The sequence below is a fragment of the Winogradskyella ludwigii genome (genome assembly GCF_013403985.1).
Classification (GTDB): domain Bacteria; phylum Bacteroidota; class Bacteroidia; order Flavobacteriales; family Flavobacteriaceae; genus Winogradskyella; species Winogradskyella ludwigii.
Genome location: NZ_JABFDF010000008.1, coordinates 99,796 through 113,819, shown reverse-complemented (window position 1 = coordinate 113,819; position 14,024 = coordinate 99,796). Strand labels below are relative to the sequence as shown.

The 14,024-nt window shown below is 35.1% G+C and carries 15 protein-coding genes; 2 read left to right on the top strand and 13 right to left on the bottom strand.

Annotated elements, in window-relative coordinates:
* Nucleotides 1-15: 15 nt before the first annotated feature.
* The 9 genes from HM981_RS16695 to HM981_RS16655 all read right to left on the bottom strand — a co-directional run bounded on the left by HM981_RS16695 (nucleotide 16) and on the right by HM981_RS16655 (nucleotide 7,122).
* On the bottom strand, nucleotides 16-990 hold the full coding sequence (locus tag HM981_RS16695) for a permease (protein ID WP_179339940.1): 975 nt from the start codon (nucleotides 988-990) through the stop codon (nucleotides 16-18).
* Entirely contained in the window at nucleotides 983-1,390 is a 408-nt protein-coding gene (locus HM981_RS16690) for an OsmC family protein (protein WP_179339939.1), read from the bottom strand. Before HM981_RS16690 ends, HM981_RS16695 begins: the two co-directional genes overlap by 8 nt.
* Before the next feature lie 11 nt (nucleotides 1,391-1,401).
* Nucleotides 1,402-1,638 carry a thioredoxin family protein gene (locus HM981_RS16685; RefSeq protein WP_179339938.1) on the bottom strand — a complete coding sequence of 79 codons (237 nt, stop codon included), beginning with the start codon at nucleotides 1,636-1,638 and terminating at the stop codon, nucleotides 1,402-1,404.
* A 51-nt stretch (nucleotides 1,639-1,689) separates the two neighbouring features.
* The gene (locus HM981_RS16680) at nucleotides 1,690-1,995 is read right to left on the bottom strand and encodes an ArsR/SmtB family transcription factor (protein ID WP_179340008.1); all 306 of its coding nucleotides are present in this window, start codon (nucleotides 1,993-1,995) and stop codon (nucleotides 1,690-1,692) included.
* Between the two features lie 255 nt (nucleotides 1,996-2,250).
* Nucleotides 2,251-4,095 (bottom strand): PLP-dependent aminotransferase family protein, encoded by a 1,845-nt coding sequence (locus HM981_RS16675; RefSeq protein WP_179339937.1) that lies wholly within the window; start codon nucleotides 4,093-4,095, stop codon nucleotides 2,251-2,253.
* 216 nt (nucleotides 4,096-4,311) lie between these two features.
* The gene (locus tag HM981_RS16670; protein ID WP_179339936.1) at nucleotides 4,312-4,815 is read right to left on the bottom strand and encodes a DUF4411 family protein; all 504 of its coding nucleotides are present in this window, start codon (nucleotides 4,813-4,815) and stop codon (nucleotides 4,312-4,314) included.
* Nucleotides 4,812-5,951: an ImmA/IrrE family metallo-endopeptidase gene (locus tag HM981_RS16665; protein ID WP_179339935.1), complete on the bottom strand. Its 1,140-nt coding sequence runs from the start codon at nucleotides 5,949-5,951 to the stop codon at nucleotides 4,812-4,814. Before HM981_RS16665 ends, HM981_RS16670 begins: the two co-directional genes overlap by 4 nt.
* A 170-nt stretch (nucleotides 5,952-6,121) precedes the next feature.
* Nucleotides 6,122-6,340: a hypothetical protein gene (locus tag HM981_RS17520; protein ID WP_246286340.1), complete on the bottom strand. Its 219-nt coding sequence runs from the start codon at nucleotides 6,338-6,340 to the stop codon at nucleotides 6,122-6,124.
* Between the two features lie 221 nt (nucleotides 6,341-6,561).
* A complete protein-coding gene (locus HM981_RS16655; protein WP_179339933.1) occupies nucleotides 6,562-7,122 on the bottom strand; it encodes a hypothetical protein in 561 nt (186 codons plus the stop codon).
* Between the two features lie 246 nt (nucleotides 7,123-7,368).
* Here HM981_RS16655 and HM981_RS16650 point away from each other — a divergent pair, with 246 nt between their 5' ends.
* Together HM981_RS16650 and HM981_RS16645 are read left to right on the top strand one after the other, a co-directional pair.
* Nucleotides 7,369-8,520 (top strand): MFS transporter, encoded by a 1,152-nt coding sequence (locus HM981_RS16650; RefSeq protein ID WP_179339932.1) that lies wholly within the window; start codon nucleotides 7,369-7,371, stop codon nucleotides 8,518-8,520.
* A gap of 35 nt (nucleotides 8,521-8,555) precedes the next feature.
* Entirely contained in the window at nucleotides 8,556-9,317 is a 762-nt protein-coding gene (locus HM981_RS16645) for a helix-turn-helix domain-containing protein (protein ID WP_179339931.1), read from the top strand.
* Nucleotides 9,318-9,362: 45 nt separating this feature from the next.
* Here the strand turns inward: HM981_RS16645 and HM981_RS16640 are convergent, their stop codons facing one another.
* The 4 genes from HM981_RS16640 to HM981_RS16625 form a co-directional block, all read right to left on the bottom strand.
* On the bottom strand, nucleotides 9,363-11,543 hold the full coding sequence (locus tag HM981_RS16640) for a B12-binding domain-containing radical SAM protein (RefSeq protein ID WP_179339930.1): 2,181 nt from the start codon (nucleotides 11,541-11,543) through the stop codon (nucleotides 9,363-9,365).
* Nucleotides 11,544-11,615: 72 nt separating this feature from the next.
* Nucleotides 11,616-12,560 carry a tRNA dihydrouridine synthase gene (locus tag HM981_RS16635; protein WP_179339929.1) on the bottom strand — a complete coding sequence of 315 codons (945 nt, stop codon included), beginning with the start codon at nucleotides 12,558-12,560 and terminating at the stop codon, nucleotides 11,616-11,618.
* 86 nt (nucleotides 12,561-12,646) lie between these two features.
* Entirely contained in the window at nucleotides 12,647-13,534 is an 888-nt protein-coding gene (locus HM981_RS16630) for a dienelactone hydrolase family protein (protein WP_179339928.1), read from the bottom strand.
* Nucleotides 13,535-13,610: 76 nt separating this feature from the next.
* Entirely contained in the window at nucleotides 13,611-14,018 is a 408-nt protein-coding gene (locus HM981_RS16625) for a hypothetical protein (RefSeq protein WP_179339927.1), read from the bottom strand.
* Nucleotides 14,019-14,024 lie beyond the last annotated feature (6 nt).

The following is a 14,024-nucleotide window of genomic DNA, read 5'->3' as shown; positions in this document are numbered from 1 at the left end:
ATATTGATTTATAGTTTATAATAAGATGTTGAAGACATAGCCAGAAAGTATAATACAGAGCGTAATGACACTAAAGAATATGGCTATCAATTTTATGGACATTACTTTTTTTAGCAAAGTGGCTTCAGGAATCGATAAACCTACGGTTGCCATCATAAAAGCAATGGCAGTACCTAAAGGCACGCCTTTAGCAACAAATACTTGAATCACAGGCACAATACCTGCTGCGTTAGCATACATTGGTACAGCAACTATTACTGCAAGTGGAACCGTCCACCATTCTCCACCTCCTAAATACGCACTAAAAAAGTTTTCTGGAACATAACCATGCATAGCTGCACCAATAGCAATACCAATAATGACATATAGTAGAACGTTCTTTACAATATCCCAAGCTCCGTTTGTAATTTCTGGTAAGCGTTGGTAAAACGTTCTATGTTCTTCTTGAAATTTGGCTTGTTGCATTTTGTTTTCGAGAATCTGTTTTACCCAATCGGATAGTAAAGGTTCAAGGTTAAATTTACCGAGAAGCCAACCACCAATAGTACCTAATAAAATTCCTGAAACCACATAAATTAATGTGGCTTTTACACCAAACATACCAATAAACATGGCTACAGCCACTTCATTAACTAATGGAGAGGTGATTAAAAACGAAAAGGTAACACCTAAAGGAATGCCTCCTTGTACAAAGCCGATAAACAATGGAACCGAAGAGCAGGAACAAAAGGGTGTAATCGCTCCAAAAATAGAAGAAAAGAAATATTCTAAACCGTAAAGTTTTTTTCTGTTCAGGTAATCTTTAAGGCGTTCAATGGGAAAATAAGCATTCACAATACCCATGATAAAAACGATAACGAAAAGCAGAATCAGAATTTTAAGCGTATCGTACACAAAAAAGTTAAGTGCCACTCCTAAATGTGTTTCGGCTCCTATTTCAAAAACGGAATAGATTAACCAATCTGCGAAGTGTTGTAACCAATCAAACATCTTTTTGTGTTTTAATGGTTCCAGAAATAGAGCAAGTTAATTTGATGGTATTGTAAATTGTACCAAACTTTTCAATGTTCTTTTTTAATAAACCGACATTCAATTTGTCGTCGTTGGTATAGATGGTTAAATCATAAATGATGTTTTCCATCCGTGGCGGATTTTCTAAACGAGTTGCACTAACATTAAGCGTTGTTTTGGTGTAGCTAAATTTCATCATTGTAGAAAAACGTTCTACATTTTTAAGCATACAAGCTGCAAATGAACCTAAGAATAATTCGGCAGGATTGGGTAAAGCGTCAGCGGTTTCTGACGTTGTGCCAAAATCTATGTCTGATGTTTTGATATGAATACTAGCATCTTCATTAGAAAGCGAAGAGGCTTTGATTTGATAATTCATAACCGTTCATTTTAATTTAAAAGTTTCAATACCTCGTCTTTTGAAGGCACTCTACCTTTTATGGTAATTACATCATCGATAACCAAAGCAGGTGTGGTCATAACATTGAATTTCATAATTTCCATGATGTCCTCAACTTTATCAATAGTAGCATCGATGTTGTTTTCTGAAACCACGTCTTTAACCACATTGGTCATCGATTTACATTTTGGGCATCCAGTTCCTAATATTTTAATTACTTTACTCATAATACAGTTATTTGTTTATCGCCAATAGGCGATTGATTGTTAAAAAAAATATCAATCAAAAAAATCTTGAAATAATGATTTTGCAATCTTCCAGTTGTCTTGATTAATACAGTACTTTATTTTTGGTGGTTTTAATTCTCCTTGAATTAATCCCGCATTTTTCAATTCCTTTAAATGCTGAGATACTGTAGATTGTGCCAACGGAAATACATCAACCAAATCTCCTGTAAAACAACACGATTGACTTTCTAGATGCTTTAATATCGCAATACGTGTTGGATGGCCTAAGGCTTTAGCAAATTTAGCTAAGGCTTCGGTATTTTCTTTATATTCTATAGTTTCTAAACTTCTTTTCATATCTCTTATCGCGAATTTACGATTGGTTTTTGGGTTAAAATGTGACATTTGTCACATTAGCTTAAATGTTGGATATATTATAAAGGGAAAGTGTCTTTTGAGTTGAAAAGGTCAGTTCGAGTGATTTTTCTTTTTCGAAAAATTGTATCGAGAACCTTTAGTAAAACTAACCGGTTCTCGATACATTTAATTTTTTCCGTTACACTACAAAAACTAAACACTCGAACTGACGCACTAGGGAAGGTTTAGTGATTCCTAAATCTCAGAAACAAATTCTAAAAACACCGCTTTATGCTTTTCCAAATCCATATCTGGAGATAAGGACACACGTGCAATATAATCTTTGTCACCTTCTTTTGTGGTGCCTTGCGTTGAGGTTGCCGGAATCGTCCAATAACAGCCTTTTAATTGGCCGTAACTCACGCAATACTTGCTTTCGTTAGGGATTTCGGTAATCATTAAATTAATTAATCGATGATTCAAAGCACGTTTGTAGGTTTCTTTTTCTTCAGGAGTGTTTCCTTTTGTTGGCAAGTCTAATGAAAATACCGAAGGTGTAAATCCTTGAGCAGCTAATTCTTCAGATACAAAATTGATTTTCGCTTCTGGTAAGGTATCATGAATAAAATTCACAAACTCACGTGTGTTTTTATACGCCTCCGCAATACGCTGATTCATGGATGGCAATTGCTTCGCTAAAATCTCGTATTGAAGCGCAGTCGCCTCATTATCGCAAAGCGTGAGATGTAATGCAATTTTATCCATTAAAGCATCTACTTTAGCATTTCCTACAATATAACCCGCTGTACATTTTCCACCACTTGGGAATTTAGAACCACTCGCATAAGAAATCGTACGCATTGTAGATAATATTTCACCTTCTCCTAAAAAGTGCACATTAGGACAAAAGGTTTGGTCTAATATAAACACAGGATCAATCGCGATGTCGCCAGAAGCCGTTTTACGTTGTTCGCTTAAGGCTTCTTTTAATTTTTGTAAATCTGGAACTTCAACACGTGGGTTGGTTGGGATTTCTGCAATAATATAAGGAATGGCATCATCGTGCGCAATTTTATCTAAAACGGTATGGATACTTTGCACCATATCATTATCTCCGTCTACTGGTAAATCTACCACTTCCACATTATCTAAACAGGCAGCCACACGTCTGGCTTGGTCATTGGTGCCTCCATAACAATTTGGTGGGACCACAAATTTAATCGCCTTTCCTTTATGGTGTTCTAAGGAATAGTCCACCAAGCCCATCATAATAGCATACTGAACCGATAATCCGCTAGAACCCACTAAAGGCAGAGACGTTGTGCCATTAATCTCCTTAATGGAGTTTAAAACACTGGCTTTATTGGCATCAAAATGATGGTCTAAATTGGTAATCGGTGTATGTGCTGTTAAGGCTTTTAAAGCGACTAAACAATTTGATGGAGTCATCGCAATCGTTTCACGACGTCTCACATGCTGAATATCTGAAATATATTGATCGTTGTGACTGCCATTAACGATGAGTACACTTCCAAGGTGTCCATGAAGATTGATATAAAAATCAATATTGACATTGTCCTCAAGATGTGAAATATCTTCTTGTTGCGAGATAAAAACAGTACTGCCTTTAAACTCTAAAATAGCATCCGCACTATCCACTTTTATGACATCGAAATGATAGCCATAAACCTCCTTGATGATCTCAGCATCGAAAAATTCTGGAAGGTCGCCAGTATATACAATTTGGGTCTTTTTGTTTTCTAATAAGTTAGTTCTTAAAATAGACAACACAGGCACTGTTTGTGACGAAAAACTAATCACGTTGTCTGCTTTAATGTCGTTTAAATTCGCAATTACCCATTCTAGAATACAAGATAACGGATGCCCTAAACGAATATAATCGTAAGCGGTTGGTAATTCGCTTAATGCTGAAGGTTCTGAATTATTGTTTTTATATAGGTTCTCAAACGCATCTAAAAACTGTGTTTTAGCTAACTTTTCGTTGTAAATATCTAAACGATGTGTGGTTAGGTTTAACCAGTCTGTTGGCATGTTGCTTAGAACGTCTTTTATGTAATTTAGGGTTTTGTTGTCTTGCATGATTCTCAATTTTCAATATGCAAAAATATGGATTAATTAGATGGATGAGGAAGGTTTAACAAGACGTTTTGATATGAGGTTTTAAATGTAAATAACGTCGTATTATTGGTATTCTAAAATATGAAAATAATATAGGAGAGTTATTTAGTAAGAAATTAAAATTGTAATAGAAATATTAATTCCAATTACAAGTAATTTAATTTTCTAATAAAAGCTTTAAAAGCTCTCATTTAATTCTCTAAACATTTGGATTGTATCAATATGTCTTATATTAAATTGATTACAAACCTCAGGTATTTTTATTCTGTTTTTTCTTTCAGGTTGACTTTTTTCATAAGTAACAATAGTCCAATTATTACTCATAGCGAAAGCAATAAGCCATGGGTCAGCCAAGTCAGTCTCAAGAAATTCTTCAATCGCATTAGGTAAAAAATGATGAGACATTGAATTTGTCCAATTTACAATCGCAATATAATTTTGAAGAACATTATCTGTATTGATAAAAAAATCGTCTGGCAAATTAGAATCACACCATATTTTAAGTTCATCTTCGTGAGAAGAATTGTCGTAAATTTCTTTTTTTACTTTGTCAATACTTACTATAGTTCCATTTTGAGATAATGCATTGACTTTAACCCAAAAACTTTGAACAACATCAAGAGGGTAAATTGAACGATGAGCTTGTATGAAGAAGTTTGAATCTACAATATATTTACTCATACTTGATATAAATATTCATTAATAAACTTCTCGTAGGTGTTACCTTTTAAACTAGTTAGCTTATAAGCATCTCTATATAAAAGATTGTTTTCGTTTACTGCGTTATTAACATAACTAGCAAATCTTAAACTAATTCTCTTTTTTGCGGTCGCATAAAAATTACCACCAGAACTTTGATTCTCTTTTTTGTTTTTAAATTCAGCTATATAATTGTTGTAAAATTCAAAAAAAGCAGGTTTAGACATTAAATTTAAATCTAACGCTCTTCTTGCAATTACAATTGGACTAACTTTAAAAATTCTACTTAAATATTTTATGTTTTGATTATTATTCCATTTTTCTCTAAATAAAATCTCAGGAACTAAAAATTCAGCAGCAACTTTATCACATAGTAATTCTGTAGGGTCGTTAGCGGGAAGCATTTGTTTATTATCAAATCCAGCACTTTCGCCTAGCCAAATATGAGCGATTTCATGTATTAGAGTAAACATCTGGGCAGCTTTGGCATCTGCAGAATTTATAAATAGAAAAGGTGCTTTATTATTTACTAAAACGAAACCTCGACATTCTTCAACTAAAATTTTTCTTCTAGTATTGTTTCCGACAATTCCATTAAAATTGATAATTATTCCAATTTCCTCAATTTGTAATGTCAAATAATCTAATGCCTGTTCCCAGGTGCCAAGTTTGCTAGCCCAATTAATCGGTAATTTCAAAGTATTCCTTATATCATTTGCAATTTCTTTGTAATCAGAGCTATCGTTATATTTTCCAACAAAATCTAAATCAGGATAATCACTTTCTTTTAAATAGTTTGTCAACCAATTTTGTCTGTCTTTAATAATTTGGATGGTATGATAAACATTTAAAGAAACTTTATCTCTTGGTGCTGCTCCTGTTCTAAAAAAAGGTATTGGAATTTCCTCTTTAGGAGGTTCATTCATGAACATATAGCCAAAAGGAACGTGGACTTTATGAGTGAAGTTTTCTAATTGTTTTAAAGTAGGTTTCTTATTTCCTTCAATCCAATCTAAAACGTCAGGATTGTCCACATAAAATTCTTCTAGATTATTACCTGCTCGAGTAATTGCCCAGTTTATAATTTCAGAATTTATATTTTCTATCCTTGTTGCCATAAGACAAATATAATTTATTATTTATTATCAGCTGTTGATATAGTTAGTCTGTTTATTTCTAGATTACTTGCATCTCAATTTTATAGAAAAATCGCAATACATTAAATTTAGTTTATGTGCTTTTTTAAACGATAATTAATCATGAAAATGATTAAGCCCAATCCAAGATCCTATTCCCCAGAACCAAAAACCTTCACCCAAACCAAAACAACCTTACGCCTAATTTTAGCAGAATTCGATACCACAAAAGCAAAACCCATAGTAGTAACCAAAGCAATAAACGCAAGTGCGCCAAGTGCACCTCCATAACCATCAAAGACATGGCTTTTCGTAATGTAAATCCCAGTAAATAGTGCTCCTGCTATGGCAAGCAAGGTGTAACTTTTCAAGGTTTTAGCAGAGACCATCCCAATAAACGAGGTGCCAACAAATACAATAGGTAGGTGTTCGGTTAAATAGCCATTGAGTACGTTAGTAAAGGCATAAAAAAATAATCCTACAATGAGCGATAGTAACGCAGAGGCTTTTACAGCACCAAAGCGTAAGTATTCACTAACAAAGTGGGTGAGTGTTGCGCCTAAGATTCCGGTGATGATAAGGATACATATATTCATACCACTAACGCATACATTAGAGTTGCTGTGATGACACCTGCAAATGCCATGGTGCCTAATTTTCCGCCAACACCAAGAAATAAATTTTTAGACATCATAAAAAACAGTCCTGCAAGTGTGCCTGCAGCAAGTGCAAAACCAAGGGAAGGACTGGTTTCTACACTAGACATGCCAACAAAAGCACCACAATAAATGCTTGCTGGTAGTTGTTTTAAGTAATTCGATTTTTTATTTAAAGATGGTAAAAATGACGCTAATGTTCCCACAATGCCCATGGCTAAAATGGGGCCTAAACCACCAGGAACATTTAAGAGGTAACACAACACGGCTCCAATAGGCACCCAAATAACGACGGATATTTTTTCGTAGGCGTAATCTTCGTGATGTAAATCTAAGTAGCGATATCCAAAAACAATGGTAAGTATAATTACAAGTGCGGCTATAATTATGGCAGCGTTGGTTTCGTAATGCGCGTTTACAATCATGGTTAAAAAGGTAACCTGTGTAAATAAAACAGTAGCGACCATTAAAAATCGAATGGCTTTATGTTTTCTCATTAAGAAATTTTTGAAGTTTTGCCTTTGGCTGAGTTTAATCACTCAGTCTTAGATTTTACAAAGGTCTAAGAAAATTTTTAAGCGGCAAATTGTAGCGTGGAAATTTAGAACAGCTTATTCATTTATATCCAGATGATCATCGCTTAATCGATTGTCGTAAATTAAAAACGAACCGATTTCCATTTTTGCACAGTTTTTTAGAAAACGCGTTATTACATTTTGAGAGATTAGTTTGAATTTTGCAGTATGAAACACATCTCAAAGTTCGGAATTTTCACCTTGCTATTAGTGAGCAGTTTAACCATCATGGTTGGGACTGTTATCGCTCCGTCATTATCAAGCATCGTTGCACATAACGATTTAGGCTTTTCGCCCAGTTGGTTAATTACGCTGCCTTCCTTGGGTGTTGTGCTTTTTGCTCCTTTAATTGGTCGTTTGTTACATAAACTTGGAACGCTAAAATTACTAAGTTTAGGTCTTGTGCCTTATGCGGTTTTGGGTGTAGTCGGAGCTTTTATATCCAATGATGTGCTCTTAATTTTAGACCGCATTTTATTAGGAGCCGCAACGGTTGCTATTCAGGTTTCCGTAACGGCTTATATTGCGGAATTTTTTGTTGGTGAAGACCGTATGAAAATGATTGCCTATCAAGGTATGTCCATAGAACTTGGTGGTGTTGTCTTTTTGGCTATTGGTGGTATTTTGGGTGAATTGCATTGGCAATTTCCATTTTACATTTATTTAGTCGGGTTATTATGTTTATTGTTAGTGGCAAAAACCTTACCGAAACCAGAGAAGAAAGAGACGACGGAAGCACAGATAACTTCCGAAAATGATAAAAGCAAAACCAAGGTAAGGCTCATTTTTATAGCTTCGCTATTTGCTATGATGATGTTTTTTGTAGGATTTGTAACCTTACCATTATACTTGCCTGAAATCTTTGGTTTTAGTGAATCGCAAACCGGATATTTAATGGCGTTTATATCTTTGATTGCGATTATCACCGCGAGTCAGATGCCAAAAATGGTGAAGCTTTTGGGTGATGGGAAAACCGTTGCTCTCGGATTTCTATTTTTTATGTTGGGTTATTTGGTGCTGGCAAGTACAGCGAGTTTGCCATTCTTGGTGCTCACAGCGATTTTTATAGGCATTGGTTTTGGATTTACCATTCCGTTGTTAAACCACATGATGCTTGAAGCAAGTACCCCGCAAAACCAAGGAAAAAATTTAGGCTTGTTTTCTATGGCTGTTTTTGGTGGTCAGTTTTTATCTACGTTTATTGAGTTTATTTCTAAAAATCATATGGCTATTTATGCGATTGCCTCGGGTTTAGCTTTAGTGATTGGAATTGTACTTTATGTTCGTTTTCAAAAGTTGACTAACAATGAACTTGACTAAATTCTTCTTACTTTTGAGGGAGACCTTAAAAGACGATGCACAGAACAGATTGGAAACATAAATTTCAAATCAGTAATAATTTTGAAACTATAGAAGGAAAACTCTCTGGTAATTCCATGGGCATTTGCTTTGAGCATAAGCATGATGCTAATTTATGTATTCATTTTAAACCTTTGAATGAAACGTTTAAAGTCGATATCCATAAGCTTGAAAACGCGACCTTATTAAATTTTGAACGCGATCTTATTGATGAAGACGATATTGAGTATGCGTTGGATATTATGACGCTGTTTAATAAATTTCCACAATGTGTTGTAACGAACACGTCGGAAATTGAGCAACTAAAAAAAGTCATTCATTTACTTGAAGACGAGTACCAAAGTGATGCAGCATCGTACATTATGCTCAAAACGTTACTGAAAGTTTTGATGTTGCATCTTATCCGTTATCAAAACGATGGATTTTTAGAACAAGATTTAAATCAGAAGCGTGTCTTTCAGTTTTTAGAATTAATGGAAACACATTTTCTAAACGAAACAAATAGTAACTTTTATGCGGAAACTATAGGTGTGAGTTCGAAACGGTTGAATCAAATTTTAAAAGAAAAACTCAACTTAACAGCGAAGCAGATTATTCAACAACGCCAAATCACCGAAGCCAAAAGACGACTTATTAGAAGCGAGATATCTCCAAAAGAATTGGCTTTTGAGCTTGGTTTTGATTCCCAAAGTAGCTTTTCACGGTTTTTTAAAAAGAATGTTGGAGTTAGTCCTTCAACATTTAAGATACATCACTAATTTTTGGTGTTTAGTGTCGTTCTATTTATCTTAACACTATAAATATTATAATACCAGCAAACCAGAATCTCTCAAAATATCAATAGGTTTAGAATACCAAAACAATTCAAAATCTTCAAATTCAGTTTCAAAACTCGTTTTTAATTGCTTAAACGATTGTGGTTTATGTTGAGGAGTGATGTCTTCTAAAATATCTAAAAGCCAAAGGCCTTTCTCTTTTTCAAGTGTTATTTGAAAGCTGTCTGCTGTATCGTGAAAGGTGAATTCTAAGAAGTCTTTAGTCGTTCCTTTTTTGGTTTTTGAAAATTCAGCCACTAAAGGCATGCCGCCTAACCATACAATTTTAGCGGTTGGTTTAATGTTGAAAACAGGTTCTTGTGCTAAAGAATTATAGATGAAATCAGGATCGATTTCGGTGTCAGGAATATCAAAGTCAAACCAATCTTGTAAAGGACTATCAAACCCAATACCATGCATAAAGTTGAAAAGTGATTTCTTTAATCCGTAACTAAATTGTGAATGGTCAATACCAGTTGAATCGGTGAAATCGACATCATTATTGGCAAAACTGATGTTTTTATAATTGGGTGTAATGCCATAATCACTAGGATTTAATCCCACAGGACTGTGCGCTGTTAAGGCAAATTGATGCCAAAAGCCCGATTGTAACACGCCAACCTCGAACAACTGACGTACCATTTCTAAACTATCTACCGTTTCTTGAACCGTTTGGGTTGGGTAACCATACATTAAGTACGAATGCACCATAATATTCGCTTCGGTAAAATTGCGAGTCACTTGCGCGACTTGCTCAACGGTGACACCTTTGTCTATCAATTTTAACAAACGATCTGAAGCGACTTCCAGTCCACCAGAAACGGCAATACAACCAGACGCCTTTAATAAAATACAAAGATCTTGCGTAAAGTTTTTCTCGAATCTAATGTTGGTCCACCAAGTGACGCTGAGGTTGCGTTTTAAGATTTCGAGCGCTAAAGCTTTCATCAACGAAGGAGGAGCCGCTTCATCGACATAGTGAAACCCAGTTTCGCCAGTTTGCGCAATAAGTGTTTCCATTCGGTCGACTAAAAGCGATGCCGCAACAGGTTCATAAATTTTTATATAGTCTAAGGATATATCGCAAAAGGTACATTTTCCCCAATAACAACCGTGTGCCATGGTGAGTTTGTTCCATCTGCCATCGCTCCATAAACTGTGCATGGGGTTGGCGATTTCTATTACAGAGATATATTGGTCTAATAATAAATCTGAATAATCGGGAGTGCCAACATCGGCTTGTTTGTAATCTGGAGAGCTGCTGTTATTTTTATAAACGATGGTTCCGTTTTCGAGAACAAAGGTGCGTTTGAATGTGGTGTCGTTTTTAAGCACCGCATTGTATAATAATTCAATAGGTAATTCGCCATCATCTAAGGTGATAAAATCGAAAAATTCAAAAACTCTAATGTCTGTAACAGACCGTAATTCGGTATTTGGAAATCCGCCACCCATCGCGATTTTAATTTCAGGATAATTGACTTTTATAAATTGTGCACAACGAAAAGCACTGTATAAATTCCCAGGGAACGGTACCGAAAAGCAAATGAGTTTGGGTTGGGTATCTTTAATCCGAGCCTCTAATATTTCTAATGTGATTTGATCGATATAGGTTTCATCATCTTGCAACTGCGCATAGAGTTCGTCAAACGAATTAGCACTTTGCCCTAAACGTTCGGCATACCGACTGAATCCAAAATCGGGATCAATACATTCGACGATGAAATCGGATAAATCTTCAATATAAAGCGTTGCTAAATGTTTGGCTTTGTCTTGCATTCCCATCGCGCCAAATGCAAAATCCATATCATCTAATTGTGCAAAACGCGAGGCTTGCGGTAAAAAGTTGGTGGTGCAAATCTGTCTAGCAAAGGTTTGATTTTTGCCTTGAAGAAATAAGATAATATCATCTAAAGACCTTAAATAATGGTCTTTCAAAGCATAAATACGTTCACAGTTTTCAGTTTGAATACGATCGTTTTCAAAAGCCAGTTGAAAAATTTCTTCAAAGGTTTCTTTTTTGAACAACTCTAAAATCACTTCAATACCCAAATCCATTTGAAACGCGCCAATACCTTTGGTATTCAAAAAGCCTTTAAGATAAGCTGTTCCAGGATACGGAGTATTGAGTTGGGTAAATGGAGGTGTTATGAGTAAGAGGTCTTTCACAGGATGAAATTGAAATTGAATTTGAAAATGAAATTGAAATCGAAACAGTTTGATGCAAATATAGTTTGAAATCTACCCATTCCTCAAAATCTCAGTGACCGCTTGATGATAAGCTCTTGGATTATTCGCCTTTTTAATTTTTTTAAATGCTTTCTGCGGATTAGAAAACGACTGAGCAAAGTATTCCCAAAAGCCTTGCATTTTCATTTTTATCGGAGTTGGACCAGATAAGGCTTCATCGTATTGCTGATAAATAGTATCGTGAAATTCTCTAAAAATGTCCCATCGGTTTTCTGGATAGTCTGTCGTGTTGTTTTTAATCATGCTTGGTAAAAACGGATCTGCAATTAAGCCTCTGCCAATCATAAAATGATCGATGCTTGGAAAACGTGCCTGCATTTCTTTCAACTTTGTAACAGAAGTAATATCACCGTTGTAATACAATTTGTGTTTGGTGCTTTCTATACATTTTTCAAAAGCCTCAAGATTCACACCACCTTTATATAACTGTTTACCAATACGTGCATGAATGGCAATATTTTTAAGAGGATAAGCGTCTAGAATAGGGAAAGTGTCTAAAATTTCTTCCGGATTTTCGTAGCCCATTCGCATTTTCATAGAAACGGTAATATCAGTTTCTTTATGAACGCGCTCTAAAATATGATTGATTTTTTCAGGATCGCAAATGAGTCCAGAGCCCATCCCACGATTCGTCACCATTGGATAAGGGCAACCTAAATTCCAGTTCAACTCTTTGTATCCTAATTCTTGAATATAATCGACCACGAATAAAAACTCATCAGCGCTATTGGTCATAATTTGTGGAATGACTTCTAATGTTGAATTGTTTTCGAGCTGTAAATCGAGTTTATAAGAGTTTTTAATGATCAACTTATTATTAAACCGAATGTAAGGAGCATAAAACGTGTCAATACCACCAAAATAGTGGTTAAACGCATTCCGAAATCGGAAATCGGTAAACCCTTGTAATGGCGATGATAACAGCGTAATTGGCATTTCGTTTTAAGTATTTATGTTGATTTTTTTGCAACCGCTAAATAACAAAAAACTAATGTATTATTCTGATGAATGAGTGAGGATTGTTATTTTAAATGTTCTTTAAAAAAAGCGATGGTACGTTTCCAAGATAATGTAGCTGCAGCTTTATCATATCGTGGTGTGGTATTATTGTGAAAACCATGATTCACTTCAGGATAGATGTAAGCTGTATATTCGATGTTATTCGCTTTTAAAATTTCTTCAAACGCTGGCCATCCTGCATTCACTCTAGTGTCTAACTCACCATATTGGAGTAGAAGAGGTGCTTTAATTTTTACGGCATCTTCAGCTTCTGGTTGTCTGCCATAGTAAGGTACTGCTGCACCTAAATCAGGTAAACGAACAGCCATCATATTAGAAATCCAACCTCCAAAGCAGAACCCTACAACTCCAACATTTCCATCACAGTTCTCGTGATTTTTAAGGTGATGGTAGGCGGCAATAAAATCTTCTAACATTTCCTGTTGGTTACGCTCTTTTTGCATCGTTCTACCGTCGTCATCATTACCCGGATAACCACCAAGCGGACTCAATGCGTCAGGAGCTAATGAAATAAAACCTTCCTTCGCTGTACGTCTACCAACATCTTCTATATAAGGATTTAAACCTCTGTTTTCATGGACTACAATAACTCCAGGTAATTTGGTTTTGTTGTCCTTAGGTTGCGATAATAGCCCTTTTATGGTGCCACCTCCTTTTGGAGATTCGTAAGTAATATAATCTGAATCTAAGGTTGGATCATCTGGTTGTACTAATAAATTATCTATATAATTAGGGGATACAAAACTTAATAACGATGACACTGTTAAACCACCAACAGCATACAATGACAGCTTTTCTACAAATTGTCTTCGGTTGAGTTTGTTGTGTGCGTAATCATCGTAGAGGTCAAAAACTTCTTGTTTAATGTCTTCTTTTTTCAAGTCTTTCATGATGCCAAGTTTAAATTAAAAATGAATGCTTTAATTTACGAATTTTTGACATATCAAAAAGACGTGAGGTTAAAAGTTACTTTACACGTTTTAATGTAATTGATCCTTCACCAAACTCGGTAGGTCTTTCACTATCAAAACTCATATCAAAATTTAAAGTATCCTTATCAGTAAATTCTGCGATACCGAGAATTTTCTTCGATTCTCCAGATTCTATTTTAGTCATTGTAAAATCGACTTCAATTGGTGTGGTGTTGTAATTAATAGTATATGTCATTTTTCCTTTTTGGCCTTTCATTATAAATTCTTTGCCTCCCATGACTGTTCCGCTAATTTCAAAAGCAGCGTATCCTTCCTCGTCAAAAATCATATAACCAATTTCGTTTTGGTCTTCACCAACCCATTTGCCAACGAAATTTTCTTTCTGACTTGTTGTATTAAGTAGTAATAACGGAATAATAAAAAATGTAAATAGGTGTTTCATGATTTT